This is a genomic window from Ohtaekwangia koreensis (assembly GCF_900167975.1).
GTDB classification, from domain to species: domain Bacteria; phylum Bacteroidota; class Bacteroidia; order Cytophagales; family Cyclobacteriaceae; genus Ohtaekwangia; species Ohtaekwangia koreensis.
Genome location: NZ_FUZU01000001.1, coordinates 1,500,058 through 1,524,346, shown reverse-complemented (window position 1 = coordinate 1,524,346; position 24,289 = coordinate 1,500,058). Strand labels below are relative to the sequence as shown.

The 24,289-nt window shown below is 42.5% G+C and carries 29 protein-coding genes; 16 read left to right on the top strand and 13 right to left on the bottom strand.

The window, feature by feature from the left end:
* Positions 1–40: 40 nt before the first annotated feature.
* On the bottom strand, positions 41–478 hold the full coding sequence (locus B5Y40_RS06485; protein WP_159453619.1) for an SRPBCC family protein: 438 nt from the start codon (positions 476–478) through the stop codon (positions 41–43).
* 135 nt (positions 479–613) lie between these two features.
* Between B5Y40_RS06485 and B5Y40_RS06480 the strand changes: the two genes are divergently transcribed.
* Positions 614–967 carry a DUF4260 domain-containing protein gene (locus tag B5Y40_RS06480; protein WP_079685864.1) on the top strand — a complete coding sequence of 118 codons (354 nt, stop codon included), beginning with the start codon at positions 614–616 and terminating at the stop codon, positions 965–967.
* A 98-nt stretch (positions 968–1,065) separates the two neighbouring features.
* On the opposite strand, the gene B5Y40_RS06475 is transcribed toward B5Y40_RS06480, so the two are convergent.
* The 4 genes from B5Y40_RS06475 to B5Y40_RS06460 all read right to left on the bottom strand — a co-directional run bounded on the left by B5Y40_RS06475 (position 1,066) and on the right by B5Y40_RS06460 (position 4,534).
* The gene (locus B5Y40_RS06475) at positions 1,066–1,479 is read right to left on the bottom strand and encodes a hypothetical protein (protein WP_079685863.1); all 414 of its coding nucleotides are present in this window, start codon (positions 1,477–1,479) and stop codon (positions 1,066–1,068) included.
* A 29-nt stretch (positions 1,480–1,508) separates the two neighbouring features.
* Positions 1,509–2,612 (bottom strand): alkene reductase, encoded by a 1,104-nt coding sequence (locus B5Y40_RS06470; protein ID WP_079685862.1) that lies wholly within the window; start codon positions 2,610–2,612, stop codon positions 1,509–1,511.
* A gap of 156 nt (positions 2,613–2,768) precedes the next feature.
* Entirely contained in the window at positions 2,769–3,053 is a 285-nt protein-coding gene (locus B5Y40_RS06465; RefSeq protein WP_079685861.1) for an ArsR/SmtB family transcription factor, read from the bottom strand.
* Positions 3,054–3,154: 101 nt separating this feature from the next.
* Entirely contained in the window at positions 3,155–4,534 is a 1,380-nt protein-coding gene (locus B5Y40_RS06460; protein WP_079685860.1) for an ATP-binding cassette domain-containing protein, read from the bottom strand.
* Between the two features lie 110 nt (positions 4,535–4,644).
* Between B5Y40_RS06460 and B5Y40_RS06455 the strand changes: the two genes are divergently transcribed.
* Both B5Y40_RS06455 and B5Y40_RS06450 read left to right on the top strand, forming a co-directional pair.
* Positions 4,645–4,857: a hypothetical protein gene (locus B5Y40_RS06455; RefSeq protein ID WP_079685859.1), complete on the top strand. Its 213-nt coding sequence runs from the start codon at positions 4,645–4,647 to the stop codon at positions 4,855–4,857.
* A gap of 90 nt (positions 4,858–4,947) precedes the next feature.
* Complete coding sequence (locus B5Y40_RS06450) at positions 4,948–5,568, top strand: GyrI-like domain-containing protein (RefSeq protein ID WP_079685858.1); 621 nt, start codon at positions 4,948–4,950, stop codon at positions 5,566–5,568.
* 14 nt (positions 5,569–5,582) lie between these two features.
* On the opposite strand, the gene B5Y40_RS06445 is transcribed toward B5Y40_RS06450, so the two are convergent.
* Complete coding sequence (locus B5Y40_RS06445; RefSeq protein ID WP_079685857.1) at positions 5,583–6,494, bottom strand: alpha/beta fold hydrolase; 912 nt, start codon at positions 6,492–6,494, stop codon at positions 5,583–5,585.
* A gap of 2 nt (positions 6,495–6,496) precedes the next feature.
* A complete protein-coding gene (locus tag B5Y40_RS06440; protein WP_143785633.1) occupies positions 6,497–6,877 on the bottom strand; it encodes a hypothetical protein in 381 nt (126 codons plus the stop codon).
* A gap of 171 nt (positions 6,878–7,048) precedes the next feature.
* Between B5Y40_RS06440 and B5Y40_RS06435 the strand changes: the two genes are divergently transcribed.
* Positions 7,049–7,456: a MerR family transcriptional regulator gene (locus B5Y40_RS06435; protein WP_079685855.1), complete on the top strand. Its 408-nt coding sequence runs from the start codon at positions 7,049–7,051 to the stop codon at positions 7,454–7,456.
* 55 nt (positions 7,457–7,511) lie between these two features.
* On the opposite strand, the gene B5Y40_RS06430 is transcribed toward B5Y40_RS06435, so the two are convergent.
* From B5Y40_RS06430 to miaA, 3 genes are all read right to left on the bottom strand, one after another.
* On the bottom strand, positions 7,512–7,946 hold the full coding sequence (locus tag B5Y40_RS06430; protein ID WP_079685854.1) for a tellurite resistance TerB family protein: 435 nt from the start codon (positions 7,944–7,946) through the stop codon (positions 7,512–7,514).
* A gap of 200 nt (positions 7,947–8,146) precedes the next feature.
* On the bottom strand, positions 8,147–9,442 hold the full coding sequence (locus B5Y40_RS06425) for a glycosyltransferase family protein (protein ID WP_079685853.1): 1,296 nt from the start codon (positions 9,440–9,442) through the stop codon (positions 8,147–8,149).
* Between the two features lie 53 nt (positions 9,443–9,495).
* Positions 9,496–10,389 carry a tRNA (adenosine(37)-N6)-dimethylallyltransferase MiaA gene (miaA, locus tag B5Y40_RS06420; protein ID WP_079685852.1) on the bottom strand — a complete coding sequence of 298 codons (894 nt, stop codon included), beginning with the start codon at positions 10,387–10,389 and terminating at the stop codon, positions 9,496–9,498.
* On the opposite strand from miaA, the gene B5Y40_RS29545 reads away from it, so the two are divergent.
* The 4 genes from B5Y40_RS29545 (at position 10,378) to B5Y40_RS06405 (ending at position 13,291) form a co-directional block, all read left to right on the top strand.
* A complete protein-coding gene (locus B5Y40_RS29545; RefSeq protein WP_159453618.1) occupies positions 10,378–10,551 on the top strand; it encodes a hypothetical protein in 174 nt (57 codons plus the stop codon). The two genes, miaA and B5Y40_RS29545, sit on opposite strands and share 12 nt — an antisense overlap.
* Before the next feature lie 117 nt (positions 10,552–10,668).
* The gene (locus tag B5Y40_RS06415; RefSeq protein WP_079685851.1) at positions 10,669–10,947 is read left to right on the top strand and encodes a hypothetical protein; all 279 of its coding nucleotides are present in this window, start codon (positions 10,669–10,671) and stop codon (positions 10,945–10,947) included.
* Positions 10,944–11,705: an MBL fold metallo-hydrolase gene (locus B5Y40_RS06410; protein WP_079685850.1), complete on the top strand. Its 762-nt coding sequence runs from the start codon at positions 10,944–10,946 to the stop codon at positions 11,703–11,705. Before B5Y40_RS06415 ends, B5Y40_RS06410 begins: the two co-directional genes overlap by 4 nt.
* A gap of 29 nt (positions 11,706–11,734) precedes the next feature.
* Positions 11,735–13,291: an NFACT RNA binding domain-containing protein gene (locus B5Y40_RS06405; RefSeq protein ID WP_079685849.1), complete on the top strand. Its 1,557-nt coding sequence runs from the start codon at positions 11,735–11,737 to the stop codon at positions 13,289–13,291.
* Positions 13,292–13,315: 24 nt separating this feature from the next.
* Here the strand turns inward: B5Y40_RS06405 and B5Y40_RS06400 are convergent, their stop codons facing one another.
* Together B5Y40_RS06400 and B5Y40_RS06395 are read right to left on the bottom strand one after the other, a co-directional pair.
* On the bottom strand, positions 13,316–13,945 hold the full coding sequence (locus B5Y40_RS06400) for an NUDIX hydrolase (protein WP_079685848.1): 630 nt from the start codon (positions 13,943–13,945) through the stop codon (positions 13,316–13,318).
* Between the two features lie 2 nt (positions 13,946–13,947).
* Positions 13,948–14,964 carry a tetratricopeptide repeat protein gene (locus tag B5Y40_RS06395; protein ID WP_079685847.1) on the bottom strand — a complete coding sequence of 339 codons (1,017 nt, stop codon included), beginning with the start codon at positions 14,962–14,964 and terminating at the stop codon, positions 13,948–13,950.
* A gap of 469 nt (positions 14,965–15,433) precedes the next feature.
* Between B5Y40_RS06395 and hisG the strand changes: the two genes are divergently transcribed.
* From hisG to hisIE, 8 genes are read left to right on the top strand one after another with little or no spacing between them, the layout of a single operon-like run.
* Positions 15,434–16,294, top strand: a complete 861-nt coding sequence (hisG, locus tag B5Y40_RS06390; protein WP_079685846.1) for an ATP phosphoribosyltransferase — start codon at positions 15,434–15,436, stop codon at positions 16,292–16,294.
* Between the two features lie 48 nt (positions 16,295–16,342).
* Positions 16,343–17,632, top strand: a complete 1,290-nt coding sequence (hisD, locus tag B5Y40_RS06385; protein ID WP_079685845.1) for a histidinol dehydrogenase — start codon at positions 16,343–16,345, stop codon at positions 17,630–17,632.
* A 39-nt stretch (positions 17,633–17,671) separates the two neighbouring features.
* Positions 17,672–18,721, top strand: a complete 1,050-nt coding sequence (gene hisC, locus B5Y40_RS06380) for a histidinol-phosphate transaminase (protein ID WP_079685844.1) — start codon at positions 17,672–17,674, stop codon at positions 18,719–18,721.
* A complete protein-coding gene (gene hisB, locus B5Y40_RS06375; RefSeq protein ID WP_079685843.1) occupies positions 18,718–19,833 on the top strand; it encodes a bifunctional histidinol-phosphatase/imidazoleglycerol-phosphate dehydratase HisB in 1,116 nt (371 codons plus the stop codon). Before hisC ends, hisB begins: the two co-directional genes overlap by 4 nt.
* Before the next feature lie 59 nt (positions 19,834–19,892).
* On the top strand, positions 19,893–20,477 hold the full coding sequence (gene hisH, locus B5Y40_RS06370; RefSeq protein WP_079685842.1) for an imidazole glycerol phosphate synthase subunit HisH: 585 nt from the start codon (positions 19,893–19,895) through the stop codon (positions 20,475–20,477).
* 53 nt (positions 20,478–20,530) lie between these two features.
* The gene (gene hisA / locus B5Y40_RS06365) at positions 20,531–21,244 is read left to right on the top strand and encodes a 1-(5-phosphoribosyl)-5-[(5-phosphoribosylamino)methylideneamino]imidazole-4-carboxamide isomerase (RefSeq protein ID WP_079685841.1); all 714 of its coding nucleotides are present in this window, start codon (positions 20,531–20,533) and stop codon (positions 21,242–21,244) included.
* 60 nt (positions 21,245–21,304) lie between these two features.
* The gene (gene hisF, locus B5Y40_RS06360; protein ID WP_079685840.1) at positions 21,305–22,063 is read left to right on the top strand and encodes an imidazole glycerol phosphate synthase subunit HisF; all 759 of its coding nucleotides are present in this window, start codon (positions 21,305–21,307) and stop codon (positions 22,061–22,063) included.
* A gap of 48 nt (positions 22,064–22,111) precedes the next feature.
* A complete protein-coding gene (gene hisIE / locus B5Y40_RS06355; protein ID WP_079685839.1) occupies positions 22,112–22,711 on the top strand; it encodes a bifunctional phosphoribosyl-AMP cyclohydrolase/phosphoribosyl-ATP diphosphatase HisIE in 600 nt (199 codons plus the stop codon).
* Positions 22,712–22,782: 71 nt separating this feature from the next.
* On the opposite strand, the gene B5Y40_RS06350 is transcribed toward hisIE, so the two are convergent.
* A complete protein-coding gene (locus B5Y40_RS06350) occupies positions 22,783–24,267 on the bottom strand; it encodes a dihydrolipoyl dehydrogenase family protein (protein WP_079685838.1) in 1,485 nt (494 codons plus the stop codon).
* Positions 24,268–24,289 lie beyond the last annotated feature (22 nt).

The following is a 24,289-nucleotide window of genomic DNA, read 5'->3' as shown; positions in this document are numbered from 1 at the left end:
TATATGACAACCCTGTGTCATCAGCAAAAAGAAAATTTTATTAATCTTCGAGTTCGAGCATTTCTTTGAGGCGGAAAATATCGCGCGCCTGCGCCTGTAAAAATCGGTTCGCGGCAAAAGGTTCGATTAACTTATATAGTCCACGTGCACGAACCTCGAGTGTAACCTTCATCACCGTGCTTTCATTCGCGGGTTCAAACTCATATGTATAGGTAGAATGAAAAGATTTGTTCTGCGTCACTACGGACCGTTTTTGATAGGGCACGAACTCATCAATCTGACACAACGCATACGAATCACGATCGGCATTTTTATGAACCTCCCTGAACCTGGCTCCTGATGTATTCCGTTCGTCATTCAACCACTCTGTTTTTTCTACATGCTCCTGCCAGGAAGCATTGTTACTGATGTCTGACACGTAATTGAACAAAGCCCTTACCGGCCAGTTAATTTTGACTTGTTGATGAATTGATCGCATACACATTGATTTTTGTACAAACCAACAACCTGCTTATGACAACGGTATGTCAACAAGATTTTAAAAGATTAAAATTTTTATCTGCTCAATAAAAATCCAGTACTTTTCAGAGGTGCAAACCCATACACTCCATTCATGAAAAAACTTACTCAACTCGAAGAATTCGTAATGTTTATAACAACACTGCTCTTATTTTATTGGCTGGGATTGAGCTGGTGGTGGTTTATAGGTTGCATCTTGTTGCCTGACCTGGGCATGATCGGCTATTTACACAACGCCCGCACTGGAGCATGGATGTATAATTTCTTTCACCATCGGGCGATTGCCATTGTGATCGGACTTATCGGATATTTTCTGGGCAATACCGTGCTGGAATTTGCAGGATTGATCCTCTTTTCACATTCCGCCATGGATAGGATGCTTGGCTATGGATTGAAATATGAATCAGGTTTCAAATTTACACACCTGGGAGAAATCGGTCAGAAGTAAAATAAAACTTCATATATCAACTTTAAAAAAAGAAAGGTATCAAAGAGTGAATATACTCTCTGATACCTTTGCACTATATATACTAATTCTCGCTGCGACTACAATGTTGCCGGAGCTTTCGCAACAAACAAGGATTTATACGAGTCGCGATATGCCCAGGCCAGAAAAAGATGTACTACTATAATAACTACACTCATAATTATATTGTCGGGGGCGAGAGCCGCATGAAACAATAAAATATTGATACTCACCGGCATTAAAATAACAAGCGACACGGGTACAAACAGGCCCACTAACAAAAGTGCTCCGAATATAACTTCAACACTTTTCAGAAACGGAAAGAAAAAACCTGATTGAAATAATCCTGACGTAAACGCTTCTGCCTGCGCACTCATGGCCGCTTGTGGCGTTGGAATAAAATGCAGGAAGAAATTGAGACCAAAAACAAAATAGATCAATCCCAATACAACGCGTGCCGCAATCACGGCCACCGATTTAATTTTAACAGACATAAATTATATAGTTTAAAGTATATTAAGCATTAAGCGTTTACCATCTCCTCTTCGAATACCGGATAATCGATATATCCTTTCGCGGTAGAAGTATAGAGTGTGCTGGCATCCAGTTTAATATTCAACGGGAAGCCTTTGCGCAGACGATCTGCAAAATCAGGATTACTGATAAACGGTTTACCAAAAGCCACAAGGTCTGCGAACCCTGACGCGAGATCTTCTTCTGCCCTGTAGAAAGTATATCCACCGGATAAGATCAACGTATTGGTAAACTCTTCACGAATAGATCGCTTGATTGACACAGGAACTTCAGGACCACCGCTGGCACTATGATCAACAAGGTGCATATAGGCTATACCCAAATCATTGAGTTTATTAGCCAGGTATGTATAGGTAGCATCGATCTCTGCATAATGAGGCATATCTCCTAACACACCATAAGGTGATACACGAATGCCAACCCGATCTTTGCCGATCGCATCACTTACTGCTTCCGCTATAGCCAACACCAGGCGGATACGGTTTTCAATACTACCGCCATATTCATCGGTGCGTTTGTTTGAATGTGGTGATAAAAACTGCTCAAGTAAATAACCATTTGCTGCATGCAATTCTATACCATCGAAGCCAGCCTCTATAGCGTTCAAAGCTGCAGTCACAAATTCAATTGTTACTTCCTCTATCTGGCCTTTGCTCATGGCCTGTGGTACAGGAAGTTTTTTCTTTCCCTCCTGGTCTGTCCATATTTCACCCTGTGCTGCTATAGCAGATGGCGCCAATATTCTTGCTCCTTGTGGTATATTAAGACCATGTCCCATGCGACCGGCATGCATAAGCTGCATGAAAATTTTTCCTCCTCTGCTGTGAACACCCTCCGTTACTTGTTTCCAGGCATCTACCTGTGCCTCAGAAAATATACCTGGCATGCGCGCATAGCCCAGTCCGTTGGGTGAAGGAGAAACACCTTCTGTAATGATAAGCCCGGCAGAAGCACGTTGTGTATAATAGGTGGCCATCAGTTTGTTCGGGAGATTGTGAAGCGCACGGTTGCGCGTCATGGGAGCCATTACCAGGCGATTGTTAAGCGTAACATCTCCTAATTGATAAGCAGAAAAAGCGGTTGTCGTATTCATAGTCGATGATTTAATAATACATTCAAATATTTCGATATATCAGTTTAAAAAAAAGAGCCTTATGAAAGGCTTGCTTGAGTCTATAAATGCAAAAGCTGTTTTTTTAGTTCATCGATCCATTTAAATTTTTCGATATATTTTCATAAAAAAATAGTTTTAAACGAATTTCAGTTGATTAATGCTCAACGTATACTCTTTCAGAATCTTCTCGTTCAAAATGTATTTATGATTTCTGCCCTCTTTTTCAGGCTCAATAAGTCCTGCCTCTATTAAAACTTTGAGGTGGTGGCTCACGGATGGCTGTGCCAGATCACTTTCTTCCTGTATTTGGGAACAATGACCACAACCACCTTTTTTGGAAATATGTTGAAGGATCTTTAAACGGTTGGCATCGCCTAACGCTTTGGAGATCTTTTCGATTTGTTTTGTACTCAGTGCCATTCTATTGAAGGATGCAAATATATTAATCCTCCTGTAAACTACATAAAGACATCGAAAAAGGTTCAAACGTTTATTCGCCCTGCGCTACGCCGCAATTCGTTTTACAGGTGTAGTCGTTGCTTCGTCCAGCGTGCAATGTCTTGCTCATAATGTGTAATCAATACGAGTGTGGTTGACGCTTGCAGGTGCTCTTGCAGATACCGATTTACGCGCTCTTTATTTACTGTATCCAAAAACTGAAACGGCTCGTCCAGCAGCAAAAGTTCTTTATCGGAAAGCAGACCGATCATGATCAGCATTAATTGCAACTGACCGGATGAAAGATTTTTGACGGGCTTCGAAAGAAACGAATGTGCTTCGAAATATAGCGCTATATCTTCCAACGCTTTGCGATCGGTATTCTGCTTCTGACTGACTATATACTCCTGTGCAGACATGGTGATGTGCTGCGGATTCAAATAACTAATCAATTCAGGGCCGAGGTAGTTTATCCGGTTTTTAATATCCCAGATGGATTCACCGCTCCCCCTTCGTTTTCCGAATAAATATACATGCTGGCTGTAGGCCATGGGATGATCGGCAAAGATCAAACTAAATAGAGTAGTTTTACCCGACCCGTTTCTGCCGGTGAGTGCCCAACGTTCACCAGGGTATATCTTCCAGTTCAGGTTTCGGATTATATCCCGTTCGCCATACCGGATCGTTACGTCTCGCATCTCAACTACTGGCGTGCCGCTCTTCTCGTTATCACTATATAGTTCTTGTTTGATTGCAGGCATGGAAGTATATACCACATCCTGAACAGCGTCAATTTTAAAATTATCCAGAACCAGCTTTCGGTTTATAGCAGCGGGTAGGTGATGCTCATGGTCTACCAGGATCAGTTGAATACTATAGGCCTTTGTCAGGTGGTCCATAAAAGCAATCAGGTCCGCACGACTGGCATGGTCCAATCCTTCAAAAGGATAATCGAACAATAAGACCTTGGGTAATTCACGCACCAGGTTTTTCAGGATCAATACTTTCTTTAACTGTCCGTTGGAAAGGCGCGTCACCTCTATATTAAGTAATGCATCGATGTTAAAGCTTTCGGGGAAGTCAAGCACATGCAATCGTTCAATATCTTCACCAAAAAGATCACGAACCAACGGAATCCGCTCATCCCCTATAGAATAATAACGCTGTTGATAAAACAATTCGTGCTGCTGGAGGAACGCCTGTATAGCATGAGCCGGGATGTAGTGTATATTTTGCTTTCGTTGCGCGAATCGCTCGTCCCATGTTGCTCCGGTAACAAAATCATACGCAACCTCTCCTTGTGTTGCATGCGAGTGGCCTGCAAGCAATTCCAATAGCAGCGTCTTGCCACTACCGTTGGCACCTGTGATAACCCAGTGTTCATTTGCTTTTATACTCCAGGTGAAGTTCTCGAACAACTTCTTCCCAACCTTTACAACGTTAACATTCCGCAGTTCAATCATGTCGTAAAACTAATTGTTGTTATAACAGATTAATAAGTATAGCATTGAAATCACAACGATATAATAAAATATTAAATTTACTGCCGATTACCGTTACCCGACCCCTCCTCATGGAAAACGAAAAACTGGAGTTCTTCAAGCTCGATGAGATTGATCGCAAAGTTTTGCTTTGGCTGCTCGCCCATGTTTCTCAAAAATCAGTTGTTGCCTGGATCGATTATATCGCTACGGAATATAGGCATGGAAAATCTGTGACCATCGATTCCGACAGGCTGTTCGCTGAAATGCAAGATGAAATTTTACACAAGTCTGGCGAGATATAGCGGCTTCGTATTTTAAAAATCGCACAGCACGATCATCAACTGACATACTGTTGTCATTCCGGCTATTCTCTTTTGCGTAAAGAGATAGCCATGGAAAAATTAACCCTTACAAAAAAATACAAAGCGTATTACTCGGCCAGGAACAAACCGGAAGTGGTGGAGCTCCCTCCTGTATCCTATTTATCAATCGAAGGTATAGGTGATCCCTCTTCAAAGTCCTTTGCTGATAAAATTCAGGCGCTATATTCAGTTGCCTACATAGTCAAATTCTCATCGAAAGCGCAGCAACGTGATTTCATTGTCCCGAAGCTGGAAGGACTTTGGTGGTTCGATGATCGCTTCGGAAAATTAACGATGCATGAAGCGCCCTTACTTATACCGCGTAGCGAATGGTATTGGCGTTTGTTAATCCGCATGCCGGAATTTATTACCGAAGACATGATCCAGGAAGCTAAATCTACTGTGATCACCAAAAAAAATATAGTCCTTGCAGAAGAGACAACCTTCTTTACGTTGAATGAAGGTAAAGTAGTGCAGATGATGCATGTTGGTCCTTTCGATCGCGAGCCTGAGACATTGCAGGTGATGCAAAGCTTTATCGAGAAGAATAAGTTTGGCAAAGCGGGACATCATCATGAAATATACTTATCTGACTTCAGGAAGACTGCCCCTGAAAAATTGAGAACGATTTTACGAGAGCCGGTTAACTAATATAGAGTTTGGTTTCAGGTCAAGGATTTACTCCTGATAAAATCTAAACAAGCCTGTACCACCTCCTGGTCGCGAAGGATACGAACGTGCCCTAGCCCTGACGTTACTTTTAGGGTGGCTTTGGGATATGCCTGCTGTAGCATCCATGCATTTTTTAGCGATGCTTCTTTATCGTGTTCGTCATGAACAATGAGCCAGTCAATCGTTGTTTTTAGTTGCTGCGCGAAATGAGCCGCGGTGAGTTCATCGAACGAACGTTTAAAAGATTGCTGAATAAATGCTTTCAGTTTTTGTTCTGCCTGACGCGATCCATTGAGACGTGCAGCAAATTCATGGATGATCTCATCACCTATTGAAGGCGTTGCAATGGTTACGACCATGGTGGTTTGAAGTCCTTCCGTAAGCGCAAACATGGTGGCAGTTCCTCCAATAGAATGCGCCAGTATAGCATGCACATTGCCAACTTTTCTCTCCAAAGCAAGTATAGTATTTCTGAATTCGAAGATGTTAGTCTTTTTACCGGAAGATCGCCCATGAGCAGGTGCATCAAACGCGATAACCTGGTATCCATTGTTACTGAAGCCTTCAATAATACTTTTGAACTGCGAAGCGCGGCCAGCCCAGCCATGTACCAATACAATTGCAGGGCCTCTGCCCCAGGTATATACTTGTATCGTATGGGTATCGACATCCAATAAAAATGTTTCTGCTCGCTGGAGGATCTCCTTTTCCGCTGCGGGTATAGGATATCGGGGTGGTGCAAAAAACATTTTTATGAAAAGTGAATGAGCATACCCAGGCGCTATAGATTCAAGCTTGGGAAAAATCCAGCGTATAAAACGTATAGCCATCGGGATGCGTGGCTTCTTTTTCTTCACGGCCGCAATAGGTTTCACGATCGTAACTTCTTCCCCTATACTTTCCATCCCTATATAATTTTAAGTTTTATAATGACACCTTTTGTTTTGTTATTGATCGTACAATTCAAAATAACCTGGTATGTACCCGGTGCAGTCTGACTGGTAGTTGTGATCACAGCCGCATACGCGTTATCATTTCCTTCCAGCGCATCGCAGCGAATGGTTACACCTTGTGGGAGTATACTGGCAACATTGAACGTTGCTTCCGATCGCTGGTAACTTTTAGAGCGCAGCAATTGCACATCAACTTTCCCCGAGTTCCCTGCCGGAACCTCTACAGCAACAGGGGCAGCGCGGACAATGAATTCTTTATTCGGTGCTTCATTATTTTGCGCCTTCGACATAAAAAATACTGTACAGAGTAAAATGACCAATGACAAATGTTTCATACCATTTTGTTGTTTGATAATTAGGGGTGTGTTTTCAAATCTGTAATGAAGGTATAGCGTAGAGTATAGTCGACTGTCAAGAGAAAAAAGTGATTTTTTTCGGAGGAAGTATTAATTTTAATAATCGTCACAACCATAGAGTATACTCTACACTCGTTAAACAACTTGCTTATGTTGATTGGAGAACTCGCTCAAAAAACAAATCTTTCCAGGCACACCATCCGGTTTTATGAAAAACTCGGACTCATCCAGGTGCCTGCCAAATCGAGGCGTAAAAACAATTACAAAGAATATCCGGAAGAAACACTGAATCGCATTACGGCTATTAAGGAAATCACCGCCAAGGGTTTTACGCTGAAAGAAGCTAGGGGTATAATCACGCTGGTGAACAATGGTACACTCGATGCTGAACGTGGCAGGAAATACCTTTCCAAAAAACTCAACCTCGTTCAAAAACAAATTGATGACCTCACGCGCACCAAAAATAATTTACTGATGATGATCGAGCAGTGTGGCACAGAAGCCTGTGAGGTAGCGCAGATACTTCACGGAAAAAAAATTGAAGCCGAGACAGCATAAAAAAACCGGCTGCTTTCAAGCAGGCCGGTCTTAACAACTTCTGGATATTGGGCTCCTAGCGATTGTCTTTCACACGTTCATAAACAAACTCCACAAACTCTTTCCACTCTGCAGGTGAAGGAACATTTTCCCGAAACAGCTGCATCAGCTGTTCAAAGATTTCGGGGTGAAGCTTAAAGGCTCCGATGATGCTAACCATAAATTCAATTTCGCGATCACTCACCTGGCTATCAACATGAATGATTTGCATCAGATCATACAACAAGTTCATTCTGTTGTTGATCGATTCCGGCAAAAATATTTCGCAGTTGCCCGGGTCATCAATCAATTGGTTAACCTGCCATTCTTTCAAGCCTCGCTTAATACCTATTTTTTGAATCAGTACTTTTTCTTCATCGTCAAGGTTGCCGTCTGAAGATGCCATACAGATCAGGTTACGCAGGTAATTTCGCTTATAGCTTGCGCGCTGATGTTCAAAAAAGGTAGTCATGGGTTTGAGTCTTTCCCAATGGTTTGCAAATGCAGTTCCAACTATAGCGACCGATCTATATACTTGCTCAAGTATATATGAAATCGTTGTTTTTGCTTCTCAAATGAAGTTTATGCATCTGCACAGATTTGCATTTCATAGCAGGTTTGTACCAATAAGAGGCCTATGGTATATCAAAATGGGAATTTATATAACAAGGATTATAGTAACTCAGTCAGGGTTTTGGTTATTCTTCTGCGCGAATATTCCTGAAAGCCCGTTGGACGGGATGGAGCTTCTGTTTTACTCCAGGCTTCGAACGCATTTACCAAATATGTTTTGATTGCAGATTTTTGCTCACCATCGATCATTGCTCCGGCTCCTGTGCTTTTTAGCAGGCTTGCAGCATCGCCTTGCTCCGGACCAACACCAAGTATAGGAAGTCCTGTTGCGAGGTATTCAAATAATTTTCCCGGAAGAAATCCTTCTCCGTCTTTGTATCCTGTTAACACCAGCAAGAGTATAGCGGCTTCACCATATAGCTTCATCAGTTGTTTATGCGGAATGGTGGATGTAAATGTAGTAATCGCATTCAGCGCATTATCTTTTACCACAAACGATTTGAAATCAGGATGTACTTCGCCTACGAAATCGATTTGTACAACAGCTTTAAATGCATCGTGTTCACTTAGCAATTCCTTTACTGCCAGCATGAAGGGTCGCGGATCACACTTTTCATTTACTATACCAGCATGTCTGATTATGAACCTGGAACTTTTCTGAACGACCAGGTTCTTAAAATCATCTTCATCAAAACCATTGGTAAGCAACCGTACATTTCTACCAGAAAGTTTCTCAAACTTGCGCACATAGAACGGTGTGATGGTAATGACTTCATCAGCCGTTTTCATAACCTGTGCTTCAAGCTTACGATGAAGCTTGCGCGCGATTCCTCCTACCATCAAACTATCAAGCAACCCCCAGTCGCTCCATGGATCTCGAAAATCTGCAAACCATTTTAACGCAGGATTTTTCTTCTTGAGTCTCAGTCCTATCAGATGTATACTGTGCGGTGGGCCGGTCGTGATAATCGTATGGATGTTATTATCATGAATATACTTTTGAAGAAATTTTACCGAAGGCTTTACCCAAAACACACGTGGATCTGGAATGAAAAAATTTCCGCGAATCCACGTACTTACATTTTGAAAGAGTGATTTCTTCTTGCCGGATACCAGGTCCGTTGGCTTGGCCGACTTTTTACTTCCCAGTAAACCTGATAATTTAAAAAACGCCTCGTAGGGTTCCCATATCGGAAAGTGAATTACTTCAGCTTCCGCAGGTACATCTTTCAAGAGTGATTCATCACGAATAGCAAAGGCAGGATTCTCCGGAGTAAATACATAAGGTTTCCATCCGAATGACGGCAGATATTTTATAAACTTTAACCAGCGCTGTACACCACTGCCTCCACTCGGAGGCCAGTAATACGTTATGATCAATACTTTTTTTTCCATCTAGAAAGTTCAGCCTTTCATTTATATATACCGGTTATATACCAAACACGAAGCTATACAATCAAATTTAGTATAGCGTTGATATCCTGTGGATTCATCCAAATCGTTTCTTCATCCTTTTTAAACCACGTAAGCTGTCGCTTTGCATACCTTCGTGAATTTCTTTTCAATAAACGAATAGCTTCCTCACGGTCATACTTCCCATCTATATAGTCAAAGATCTCCTGGTAGCCAACAGTTTGCAATGCGTTGTGGTCTTTATATATATATAGTTCCCTGGCCTCTTCAAATAATCCTTCAGCAATCATCTTATCCATACGATCATCGATTCTGCGATAAAGCTCCTCGCGCGGCAATTCTAATCCGATCTTTATTACCTGGAAGGCATGTTGTAATTTATTTTGCTTCCGATAGCTCGCTATCGAATTCCCGGTACCAATCTTTACCTCCAGCGCACGCATCAGGCGATGTGGATTTTGCTGATCAACCGTTGCATAATGTTCGGGATCAAGCTGCTTCATCTGCTCTTGCAACCAGGTGACTCCAAACTTCTCAAAATTTTCGGTGAGTTTCTCACGAATTTCTTCCGGTACATCCGGTATATCATCAAATCCTTCGAGCACCGCTTTCACATAAAGACCTGAGCCTCCGCAGAGCACAAGGTGCTGGTGCTTTTCAAAAAGATTATGAATTAAAACCAGAGTCTCTCTTCCATAAGAAGCAGCATCATATTCCTGTTGTATGGAATGGCTATTGATAAAATGATGCGGCACCGTATTCAATTCCACTGCATCGGGCTTCGCCGTACCGATGGTTAGCTCCTTGAATATCTGACGTGAGTCTGCTGAAATTACTTCCGTTTGAAAATGCTTTGCTACCTGAATAGCAACAGACGTCTTCCCCACGGCAGTAGGCCCTACAATAACAATGAGTTTGTGATCCTTCATGTTCAGCGTGCAAGTAAATGGAAAAGTTGGGAAGTAGGAAAGTTGGGAGGGACAGAAAGACGGGAAGTTGAAAAGACCGAAAGTCGGGAAGACGGAAAGGCCGAAAGACAGAGAGACCGGAAGTCGGGAAGTCTGAAAGTAAAAGCGCTGGGATCGCTCTAAAAAACTTTCGATCTTTTCGGACTTCCGGTCTTTTCTGTCTTCCCGTCTTCCACACTTCCTCCCCCACTTCCGTCTTCCCTACCTATTGTTTATCTTGCACCCAGAATACAACCACTTATGATCAAGTATACAACTCAATTCCTGTTAAAGCTCGAGGAGATGATTGCGGAATCGGATTATACCCTTCGTTACGAGAAGGGCAATTTTAAATCCGGGTATTGTGTGTTGAAGGATCAAAAAATCATGATCGTAAATAAGTTTTTTACTACGGAAGGAAAAATCAACGCTTTGCTGGATATAGTAAAAGGAATCACGCTGGAAAATGTCAAGTTTTCTGAGAAAAGTCAGAAGCTTTATGATGAACTCACCCAACCTCAACAACAAACTCCAGCTTGAAAGTAACATTTCTCGGTACCGGTACTTCACAAGGTGTTCCTGTGATCGCCTGCACATGCGAAGTCTGCAGCTCGCTTGACTTTCGTGACAAGCGTCTTCGTACTGCTATACATATACAAATTCAGGAGCAAAGCTGGGTTGTTGATACAGGACCGGATTTCCGTCAGCAGATGCTGCGTGAATATATACAGCGTCTCGATGCCGTAATCTTTACGCATGCTCACCGCGACCATACGGCTGGTCTGGACGATGTTCGTGCCTATAACTTTCTCCAGCAAATGGACATGCCTATATATGGCACACAGCCTACGCTGGATCAGTTAAAAGTAGAATATGCCTATGCTTTCGAAAAGAATGCTCCTTTAGGGCTTCCCCGTCTCGATCTTCGTATTATTGATGATAAACCTTTTTCTATTCAAGGCATTGAAATTATACCTCTGCCGGTAATGCATTTACGCATGCCGGTATATGGATATCGTTTTGGTAATTTCAGCTATATCACGGATGCTAATTTTATTCCGGATGAAACGTTTGAGCGATTGAAAGGCACGGAAGTACTGGTGTTGAATGCGCTTCAGCATGAACGCCATGTATCTCATTTTAATCTCACTGAAGCGTTGGCCATGGCAGAGAAGATCAATCCTAAAAAAACGTATCTGCTACACATGAGTCATAAGCTGGGACTACACGCAGCAATTGAAAAAGAATTACCTGCCAATGTCCGTCTAGCGTACGATGGACTGCAACTGGACTTGTGAAAACGAAGCCTAAAAATGATTTCTGATCTGTGCATAACAACTACTATTTTCTTCGTCAGCTCAGTAAATCGTTAGAGAAATCTTTAACCGGTACGGTTATATCAGAATGCTTCAGTCAGAATAAGGACGAGTTAATCATCCGGTTCGAAACGCATACTGAGCCCTTCTTTATTAAAGCAAGCCTGGAGCCTGCATTCTCGTGTCTCTCATTCCCGGATAACTTTAGTCGTGCCCGCAAAAACAGTGTAGATCTTTTTGAGAAGATGATTGGATCGCGTGTATCCGGCATTCGGCAATTTAACAATGAACGGAGCTTTGCTATACTTCTTACAGACGACCTGACGTTGCTTTTCAAAATGCATGGCAACCGTTCAAACATTATACTCTTCGAAAAAGATATTCCGATAACGCTCTTCCGAAATAATATACCTGCCGATGTAAACCTTCAACTCGATTCGCTTGATCGCACCATCGACTGGAGTTATGAGAGTTTTCTACAGCATCGCGCTAAATTACCTTCGCTATATTTTACTTTTGGAAAAATTGTTTGGAAGTATCTCGATGATCGAAATTTTGAGATGCTTTCACCTGAGCAGCAATGGAACGAGATCCAAAACATAAAGCGGCTTCTGGAAGATCCGGTATACTATATTACTCAAACCGACACGACACTTGCGCTTTCTTTGCTTGGCTATGGAAAAACGATAAAGGAATTCACTGATCCCGCGAAAGCGGTTAATGACTTCTTTTATACCTATACGCAGCACGCTGCATTCTTTCGCGAGAAGGCTTCTGCTATATCTTCCATCCGGCATAAACTGCAAGGCAGCGAAAGTTACTACCAGAAAACATTCGAAAAGCTGGCAGAAGTTGAAGGAGATAATCACTACAAGGTGTGGGCTGACCTGATCATGGCGCATATGCACACGATCAAAATGGGAACAGAAAAAGTTACTCTGCCTGATTTCTATCATGAAAATAATCCTATAGAGATCAAGCTCAAGAAAGATATATCGCCTCAAAAGAACGCTGAAAACTTTTATCGGAAGGCCAAGAATCAACACATCGAGATTGAGCGGCTACAGCAAGCATTGGAAGGAAAAGAAAAAGAGATCGAAAACCTTAAGCAACAGCTGCTGGAAATTGAAACGATCGGCGAATTAAAGTCGCTACGCAAAACAATTTCTGCTACAGGATTTACAAGCGAAAAGGAAAAGCAAACAGCTCCGTTACCTTTCCACGAATTTGATCACAACGGTTTCAGAATCTGGGTTGGCAGAAATGCGCAGGCGAACGATATACTTACTTTTAAATATGGATTTAAGGAAGATCTCTGGCTTCATGCGAAAGATGTACCGGGCTCTCATGTTTTAATCAAATATCAATCTGGTAAGAATTTTCCAAAAGATGTAATTGAACGCGCTGCACAACTCGCAGCCTACAACTCCAAACGAAAAACCGAGACGCTATGCCCGGTAGTAGTGACTCCAAAAAAATTCGTTCGCAAGCGAAAAGGCGATCCCGCAGGTGCCGTTGTTGTGGAGAGAGAAGAAGTAATTATGGTTGAGCCGTTAAAGGAAGTTTAAATACTTTCTTCGCGGAGTATATATTTACTCTAAACCACGCACAACCAATCGAAGTTCATTCAGCATCATGGCGGTTGCACCCCACACAATCTCTCCCTCTATATCAAAGTACGGAGCCATCATTTTATATTGACCGGCAGCTATAATTTCTTTTTTAAGAATAGCTTCTTCCAATAACAAATCAAATAAATTACAAGAGAGTATTCGTGCTACTTCGCGTGTATCAGGTGTAAATGAAGGAGCTTCTATAACACCTACCACAGGCGTCACTAGAAAATTACTCGGTATCACAAAGAAATCCGTAAGCCTGCCGAGCACCTCGACCTTACTCCCATCTACACCGATCTCCTCTTCACCTTCGCGCAAAGCTGTTTGAATTGAGTTTTCCCCTGCCTCAGCTTTTCCTCCGGGCAAACTGATTTGTCCGCTGTGGGCGCCTAAATATTCAGGGCGTTTTATCAATGGAAATTTTACAATTCCATCCTGCTCATATAGCAATATTAAAACGCTTCCCGGTTTAGGGGGAAGCTTATGTTCAAAATTAGGTATGGTCATTCCAACAGGCACTGCGCGCATAGGTTCATGTGCTGTAGCTCCCGGCAGCTCCTGCAGTAACCTTTCAGAAAGTTTTTGCTTTAGCTCTTCAAAAGACATATTTACTTACAAGGTTTCATGCTCGTACTTCCCTCTTCATGGTTCTCCACGGACTTCTTGTACGCTTTACATGCATTCTCAAAATCCTTTGTTTGCAAATATGCCTCCGACAAGTATATATATACTTTATCGATAAAAGGGTCCATCGCTTCAGCTTGCTTCAACACGCGAACAGCATCGTCATACTGTTTCGTCATCAGGTAATAAATTCCTTTGTTGCGATACGCCCATCCATTATAGGGATCCTGACTGATGCTCTGATCGATATCGTTCCGTGCTTTTTCAAGCTCGTTGGTCATGAGGTAAATATATCCGCGATTGTTCAGAAAGAAAGGATCATTCGGCTGGATTGCTAATGCTTTCGCTAACCATACCTGTGCTTCACTATAACTTTTCTTTTCCACTTCAATCATCGCCAATGCATTCAGCGCATTTGCTTGTGCCGAGTTTACTTTCAACGCACGTTTCAATTCAGAAGCTGCGAGATCAAAATCCTTCTTATAAAAATGCAACGTGCCAATATTTACCACGATCTCCGAATTCTGCGGTTCAATGGTTTGTGCTTTATTGAATGCAGCCAGCGCTTCGTCATACTTTCTAAGTTTGGTATATACAAGGCCTTGCGTGAAGTAAACAATCGAGGTATCAGGCTTGCTCCGCATGACTCGCTCAAGATCCTGCAAGGCACTATAATATTCCTTTAGTTCATAATTTGCATTCGCACGATTTAACAAGGCGGCTATAAAGGCAGGCCTGCAAGTCAGTGCGCGATTATATTGCTCAACTGCTTCTGTATATTTCTTCTGCGTAAAGTAAATTGTGCCCAGGTTATTCAATGCATCTGCAAAGCATGAATCGAGGCGAAGCGCTTCTTTAAAAAAACGTTCAGCACCATCCGCATTACGAAGAGCAACCTGTTCATTTCCCTGCAGCAGATATCGCTGCAGACGTGTCTCCTTCGTGTCGCTGCACGCCACTGCCATTCCCAAAAACAATATCGAATAAAGTATCTTTCTCATGCGCACATGTTCAATTTCACACCAATGATAATGCTATTTATGTAATTCATTCTCAAAATTACAAACATCAAACAGCCTCTTTGGTTCATGTGTTTGAAAGTACAGACGGATATAAATTGCTGCTTGCCGAACGCTGGTTAGCCCTTGTAATCGTGAGTGGTATAGCATCTTCATGATATTTTTTGAAATCATTTTCTTTTTTAAGTGCTATAGATTTTGACTTTTCATAACTATTTAATTTATTCGCATCGCTTTAGAACAATGAACAACAACATCACATCAGGCTTACACCACCACCATCATGGAAATGACACGATGCGTGGCACCGCCTTTTAGTGATTTTTGAATAAGAAAATTTACGGGCTTGTCACGATGTGGCAAGCCCTTTTTGTTTACTGACATTTTCAGTTGAACACACTTCACACAAAACGAAACACTGTGCGCAAAGCCCACAGTAAAAATTATAACTATGAGCAACTTGTTACGAATCGCCATTCAAAAATCAGGACGCCTGCAGGAAGGCTCCCTGGATCTACTCAAAGAGAGCGGACTATCCTTTAGCAACGGCAAGGATCAGCTCAAAACACAAGCGCGAAATTTTCCCGTTGAAGTTTTATTTCTGCGTGATGATGATATACCTCAGTATGTAGAGGATAAAGTAGCAGATGTAGGCATAGTAGGTGAAAATGTTTTCTTTGAAAAACAAAAGAAGAATGAACTCGTAAAGCGTCTCGATTTTGCCAAGTGTCGTTTATCCATGGCAGTGCCGCGCTCCGAAAATTATACCGATGTCCAATGGCTTAATGGAAAAAATATAGCCACCTCCTACCCCAACATCGTAAAAGACTTCCTCCAAAAAAATAATATCAAAGCTGGCATTCATGAAATCAGCGGGTCTGTTGAGATTGCACCCGGCATAGGACTTGCCGATGCTATATGTGACCTCGTGAGCACCGGCAGCACATTGCTCAGCAATGGACTTAAAGAAGTAGAAGTGGTGATGCAATCTGAAGCCGTAATTATTGCAAGCCCCGACCTGGACATTGAGAAACAGAAAATACTCGATAAACTTCTCTTTAGAATTGAGGCTGTTCGCAAGGCAAAAAATACAAAATATATATTGATGAACTGCCCGAATGAATCCATCGAAAAAATAACCACGGTTATACCGGGCATGAAAAGCCCTACCATTATACCGTTGGCACGTGCGGGCTGGAGTTCATTACATTCTGTTGTAGATGAAAATGATTTCTGGGAACGGATCGATCAACTGCGCGAGTTTGGTGCGGAAGGAATTCTAGTAGTACCGATTGAAAAAATGATTGTATAAGGAGTGATCGTATATAGATCAAAACATCATCTCTAATCAAAATACAGTATGAAGATATATATCAATCCATCACAGGAAACCTGGACCGAGCTTTCAAAGCGTCCACAGCTTGAACTCGAATTCCTTGACAGCTCCGTTCGAAATGTATTGAATCGCGTTAAGAAATCCGGGGATGATGCGTTGCGTGAGTTGACGCTTCAATATGATAAAGTATCGATTCAGGCACTTCGTGTTTCGGAAGAAGAACTTGCCGATGCAGAGAAAACACTCTCACCATCCCTGAAAGAAGCTATCCGCACAGCGGCTGCTAACATCGAAAAATTCCACGCAGCACAAAAACGTGATGTATTGAAAGTAGAAACAACTCCAGGAGTAATCTGCTGGCGCAAAGGTGTAGCGATTGATAAAGTAGGTATATATATACCAGGAGGTTCAGCACCTTTATTTTCTACGGTGTTAATGCTTGGTGTGCCTGCTAAACTTGCAGGCTGTAAAGAAGTAATTCTATGCTCTCCTCCTGATCAATCCGGGAAGATCAATGCCGCTATATTGTTTGCAGCAAAACTGGTTGGCGTTACCAAAATATTTAAAGCAGGCGGAGCACAAGCTATAGCCGCTATGGCGTTTGGCACTCAAAGTATACCGAAGGTTCACAAGATCTTTGGTCCGGGTAATCAATATGTAACCAAAGCCAAGCAACTCGTTATGGAAGAAGGTCTCGCGATTGATATGCCCGCGGGTCCATCGGAAGTATTGGTGATGGCAGATGAAACGGCGGAAGCATCTTTCATTGCAGCAGATCTGCTTTCACAGGCGGAGCATGGTGAAGATAGCCAGGTGATGTTGGTGCTCAACAATGAAACACTGGTGTCCTCTGTGCAAAACGAAATCGCGAAACAACTTGAAGTATTGCCACGAAAGGCAATCGCGGAGAAATCCCTTGCTAACAGTCGCGTTGTAATTCTGAACGATCAAAAGACAGCACTCGATTTTATAAATGAATACGCGCCCGAACATTTAATTCTGAATATAAAAAATGCAGATGCTGTTGCGGCAGAGGTGATCAATGCCGGATCTGTATTCATTGGTAATTATTCTCCCGAGGCTATTGGTGATTATGCTTCCGGCACAAATCATACTTTGCCTACCAACGGCTTTGCCAAAGCCTTCGCAGGTGTATCACTGGAAAGCTTTCTGAAATATATAACCTTTCAGCAACTCAGTGAAGAAGGTATAAAGAAGCTCGGACCTGTCGTTGAGGAGATGGCGGAAGCTGAACAACTCATTGGCCACAAGCGTGCCGTGAGTGTGCGCCTCGAAAAACTGAAGCAGCCTTAAAGTATATACTTACATTGACTATAAATACTGAACACGTACATGAGTAAGAAGAAAACACTTCCGGATATCAACGCACTCGTCCGAAGAAACATCCTGACGATGAAACCGTATTCATCGGCACGGGATGAATTTAAAGGCGAAGCAGAGATATACCTGGATGCTAACGAGAACCCTTATCAATCTCCCTATAATCGCTATCCTGATCCGCTGCAATGGAACGTGAAGAAAGAATTGGCAGCGATCAAGCATATAGATCCAAAACAGATTTTTTTAGGCAATGGAAGCGATGAAGCAATTGATCTCTTGATCCGTGCTTTCTGTGAACCGAACCAGGATTCTATACTCATTACAGAACCAACGTATGGCATGTACTCCGTATGTGCCGAAGTAAATGCGGTAAATGTTCAACCTGTGTTGCTTACACCAGACTTCGATATAGATCTCGATGCTTTCCCAAGAACGTTTGATGCTACTACGAAAATCATTTTCCTGTGTAGTCCTAATAATCCGACCGGGAATTTGCTAAGCCGCGATAAAATTCTTGAAGTTCTGAAGAGATTTTACGGACTGGTAGTTATCGATGAAGCCTATATAGATTTCGCGAAGAGTAAAAGTTTCATTGACGATCTCGCTAAGTATCCGAACCTCGTGGTGCTGCAAACTTTTTCAAAAGCCTGGGGACTTGCCGGTTTACGCCTCGGTATGTGCTTCGCTTCCGAAGATATAATCAGCATCCTCAACAAGATTAAGTATCCTTACAATGTAAACATTCGAACACAGGAGCTTGCACTCGACGCTCTTGAAAATGTTCGCGTCATGGAAGACTGGGTAAAAGAAATTATCAAGCAGCGCACGAAGCTTATGAAGTCGCTGGAAAAGTTATCGATCACCGAACGTGTTTTCCCATCCGATAGTAACTTTATACTGGTACGTGTGAAGGATGCACCGGCAGCATATCAATATTTACTCGAGAACAAGATCATAGTGCGCGACCGTTCTCGTGTAACACTGTGCTATAATTGTTTGCGTATCACAGTCGGTACACCAGAAGAAAATGACCGCCTCATTAAAGCATTGGAAGAATTATGAAAAGAGTATTATTCATAGACCGCGATGGCACACTCATCCTTGAACCTGCGGATGAACAAATTGATTCATTGGAAAAGCTTGAGTACTATCCGGGTGTATTTACCTGGCTTGGAAAGATCGCTGCAGAAACTGATTTCGAATTGGTGATGGTAACAAACCAGGACGGTCTTGGTACGAGCAGTTTCCCGGAAGATACATTCTGGCCTGCGCATACTAAAATGATGAAGACGCTGGAGAATGAAGGTATATACTTTCCGAAGATTTTTATAGACAGAAGTTTTCCGAAGGAAAATAAACCAACGCGTAAACCGGGCATCGGTATGCTCACTGAATTCTTCAGCGAAGCGTATGATCTTAAAAATTCATTTGTACTCGGTGACCGGCTGACAGATATAGAGCTCGCCAAAAATCTTGGAGCAAAAGGAATTCTCCTGAATGACGGAAGCCTCCAGGAAAAAGTGACAGCGCAAAATCTGGATGCACACTGCTCACTCACAACTACCAGTTGGAAAGATATATATACTTTCCTGACAAAGCCGTCACGAAAAGCCGTAGTGAAACGTACAACAAAAGAAACCGACATTGACATTGCGATTGACCTCGATGGAAGTGGCAAGTCCAGCATTGAAACCGGACTGGGCTTTTTTGATCACATGCTTGATCAGCTTTCCAGGCATGGAAATATAGACTTGACTATAAAAGTTAAAGGTGATCTTCACATTGATGAACATCATACTATAGAAGATACTGCACTGGCGCTGGGAGAAGCTTTTCTAAAAGCACTCGGTGACAAGCGTGGTATAGAACGCTATGGTTTTTGTCTGCCGATGGATGATTGCCTGGCACAGGTAGCTATAGATTTCGGAGGACGGCCATGGATTGTGTGGGACGCTGAATTTAAACGCGAGAAGATCGGTGAAATGCCAACTGAAATGTTCTATCATTTCTTCAAATCATTTTCAGATACATCCAAAAGTAATCTGAACGTTAAAGTAGAAGGAACAAACGAACACCATAAAATTGAAGCTATATTTAAAGCTTTCGCGAAAGCGATAAAGATGGCTGTAAAGAAAGAGGGCAACCAACTTCCGAGCACCAAAGGAATTTTATAAAGACAGATTGGCAATTTTGTGAAAGTATTACCGAAGGAGCACAAGTTTAAAACACCGCTATGAAGTTTGTAATCATCAAGTATAATGCAGGCAACATACAGTCTGTTTCTTTTGCGCTGGAGCGATTGGGAATTGACTTTACGATCACTGACAATGCCGAAGAAATCATGAAAGCAGACAAGGTATTGTTTCCGGGGGTTGGTGAAGCCAGCACCACGATGGCATACCTGCGTGACAAAAAACTCGACCAGGTAATTACCAACCTGAAACAGCCCGTGCTGGGTATATGCCTGGGTATGCAACTGATGTGCAAATATTCGGAAGAAAATAATACAGATTGTATGGGTATATTTGGTGAGAGTGTAAAACTCTTTATACCAAAAGACAATTTGAAGGTGCCACACATGGGATGGAATAATTTAACACTCTCCAGTGGATGGCTCGATCCTGCCATTGAAAATCAGTTCGCCTATTTTGTGCACAGTTATTATGTACCGGTCAATAGTTATACATCAGCTATCACAGAGTATATAAATCCTTTCAGTGCGGCCATGCATAAAGATAATTTTTATGCTGTCCAGTTTCACCCTGAAAAATCGGCAAAGACAGGCGAACTCGTCCTGAAAAGCTTTTTAAAAGTATAGCTATAGAATAAAGTATAGCACATTATCAACCAGTGACCTAACGATTCAACCCCATGAGAATTATTCCTGCCATCGACCTCATAGACGGTAAATGTGTACGCCTCACGCAAGGTGACTATGCACAGAAGAAGATATATAATGAAAATCCGCTTGATGTCGCGAAATCTTTTGAAGACCAGGGACTGCAATACCTTCACCTGGTAGATTTAGATGGCGCGAAGGCTGGGAAAGTTACAAACTGGAAAGTTGTTGAGAGTATAACAAAGCATACGAAGCTATTGGTAGATTTTGGTGGCGGTATCAAAACCGATGACGAGATGAAAAAGCTTTTTGATGCTGGCGTAAAGCAAGTAAACCTCGGAAGCATTGCTGTGAAGGAGCAGCAAAAAGTGATTCGATGGATCGGTGAATTCGGTTCAGATAAAATAATACTGAGTGCCGATGTAAAGAATAACATGATCGCAATCAGTGGATGGCAGGAAAACTCTTCACTCCCCATTACGGGTTTCCTTCGCGACTATGTTCAGAACGGAATACAGTATGTTACCTGTACCGATATCAGTACAGACGGTATGTTAACAGGGCCGAACATTGAACTATATAAAACATTAATCCTTAATTTTCCACAGCTTCACCTGGTGGCCAGTGGCGGTGTTAGTAACATGGACGACCTGCAGGAGTTGAGAAGAATTGGTGTAGATGGTGTGATTGTAGGCAAGGCTATTTACGAAGGACGCGTGAAGCTAGAGGAGTTAGCATTGCTCTGATTTATAGCCGCGCATATAACAACAAGTACGAATCAAATAATCTTATAAACAAAGAATCCAGTGCTGACAAAAAGAATTATACCCTGTCTTGATATTAAAGATGGTCGCACGGTAAAAGGCGTGAATTTTGTTAACATTCGTGATGCGGGTGATCCGGTAGAGCTGGGCACTTTATATGCGCAGCAAGGTGCCGATGAACTTGTGTTCCTCGACATCTCTGCTACCAATGAGCAGCGCAAAACTTTTGCTTCGCTGGTGCGGGATATAGCACGCCATATAAATATACCGTTTACGGTGGGTGGTGGTATCAGCAGCGTTGCTGATGTGGCGCCATTGCTGGAGGCGGGTGCCGACAAAGTGAGTATCAATTCTGCAGCGGTGCGCAACCCGAACCTCATTGACGAGCTATCGCGTGCGTTCGGTGCGCAATGTATAGTACTGGCAATCGATGCGCGTAAGATCGACAACCTATGGACAGTACATACACACGGGGGTAAAAATCCTACCGATAAAAAACTTTTCTCGTGGGCTAAAGAAGCGCAGGAAAGAGGTGCCGGCGAAATACTTTTTACAAGCATGGATCACGATGGTACAAAAAGCGGCTTCGCGAATGACCCGCTTGGCAAGCTATACGAGATGCTGCAAATCCCGGTGATTGCCTCTGGAGGTGCAGGCACGAAAGAGCATTTTATAGACGCCTTTGTACTCGGCAAAGCCGATGCTGCGTTAGCCGCGAGTATATTTCACTTTGGCGAAGTAAAAATTCCGGAACTCAAATCGTTTCTAAAGAGTAAAGAAATTAATGTACGAATGAACTAGGCGGTTGTTTTATAGTATATATACAACCGTCAACGACAATTTTAGCAAATGAAAGATCTCACTATAAATTTCACCAAGCTCAACGGGCTTGTTCCTTGTGTGGTACAGGATGCACGCACTTCGCGTGTTCTTATGCTGGGCTTTATGAATGAAGAAGCCTACCAGAAAACACTTCAATATAAAAAGGTAACTTTCTTTAGCCGGAGCAAACAACGGCTTTGGACAAAAGGAGAAACTTCCGGAAACTTCCTGGAGCTTGTAGATATATTATTGGACTGTGACCAGGATACGTTGTTGATAAAAGCGAATCCAAAAGGCCCTGCTTGTCACACGGGAGCAGACACTTGCTTTAATGAAAAGAACGACCACTGGGATCTTTCATCTCTGGAAGCAATCATCAAAGACCGCAAGGCAAATCCGCAGGCGGGTTCTTATACCAACAAACTTCTGGAATCCGGAATTAATAAGGTTGCCCAGAAAGTTGGTGAAGAGGCTGTTGAACTTGTTATTGAAGCGAAGGATGACAACAAAGAACTTTTTCTCGGTGAAGCATCAGACTTGTTATACCACTACCTCGTACTACTTACGGCCAAAGGCTATTCGTTAAATGAAGTATTGGACGTACTGAAGAAACGTCATTCAAAATAGATATATACCTCAGGGGAGAAAAAAATATATAGGGCAGCACGCAGGTGTTGCCCTATATATTTTAATGCGTTCTAAAATTTTATATCAGCATATATACCGCTCATGCTTGTACGGCACGAAAGTTTACCCTTCAACACATCCGGTTTAAAAAGAGATTTACCGAGTAACATACGCACGCATTCCTGTATGCCTTCCGTAATGGACGGATGGGGATGAACACATTCCGCCAGTTCTTCTATACCTTTATTCATCCAGATCAGTAACGCCACTGCCTGAATCGCGCTGGATGCCTGATTACCGATGATCTTCACACCGAGCACGTTCATCGGCTCATCGTTTGTCACCAACAGTTTAATAAAACCCTGCGTATTGCGTTTCGCTATAGCACGTGGTATACAGCTATAGTCCAGCGTCACCACTTTATAATCTATACCTTTCTCACGGGCTTGTGTTTCATTTAGTCCTACACCAGCAACCTCCGGACTCAGAAACATAATGGTGCTGATATTCTCATATACCAGCTTACGTTCGGGCTCGCTAAATATTTTTTCAACAGCATAGCGTCCTTCGAGCTCACCTACATTTACCAGGGATATATCTGCGGTAATATCGCCCACAGCATATATATTGGATATGTTAGTCTGTGTATCATTATCTTCAATACCGCGCTTCGAAATACTGATGTCTACATTCGGCTCCCAGAGGTCTTCGTAATTTGGAATTCGACCTACCGCTACAAGCGCCTTCTCAACATTAAATACCGACTTCGTTCCATCGTTATATTCCAATTCATACTCTACACGGTCATGCTTTATCTCCATGCGAATCAAGCGCGAATTCCGGTGGATCAGCACACCGCTGTTCTCCATGTTCCGTTCAATCACACGCACTACATCTTCGTCTTCAAAGGGAAGAATGCGATCACCTTTATCAATGAGATGTACCTTCGTTTTTCCGAAGCCAGAAAATATAGTAGCATACTCGCAGCCTATAACCCCCGCTCCTACAATCACCATGCTTTCCGGAAAATCCTCCATCGCCTCAATGCCTTCACTGGTCATCACAATCTTTTCATCGATGGGCAACTCCGGAAGGTAGCGTGGCCTGCTACCAGTAGCAAGTATAATATGATCAGCCCATACTACTTCTTTTGTAAGGTCGCTATATTCGATCTCAATTTCATTTTGACTGAGCAGTTTTGCAGTGCCTTTTTTAAATGCTAACAGATCTGCATAGTGCGACTCCTTCATCATTTGCAAATGTTCTTCCAGCATGCCTTTGCGTTCATCGATCGCACGCATTACCTCAGCCTGAATCTCTTTGTAATTAATAGTGGGCACCTGCAGATTAAATCTTTTCAGGTTCTTCAGGAATGAAGCCGTCTCTCGCGAAAGCTCCCACCACGTTTTGGATGACAAGGCACCATTTGAAACTCCGGCACCACCCACAATATTTTTTTCGATCAGAAGTGTTTTCTTTCTGAAATCCAATGCACGCATCGCAGCAGCATACCCGGAAGGTCCTGCTCCGATAACGACCAGATCATATTTCTCCATAATAAAGCACGAAAGACAGTAA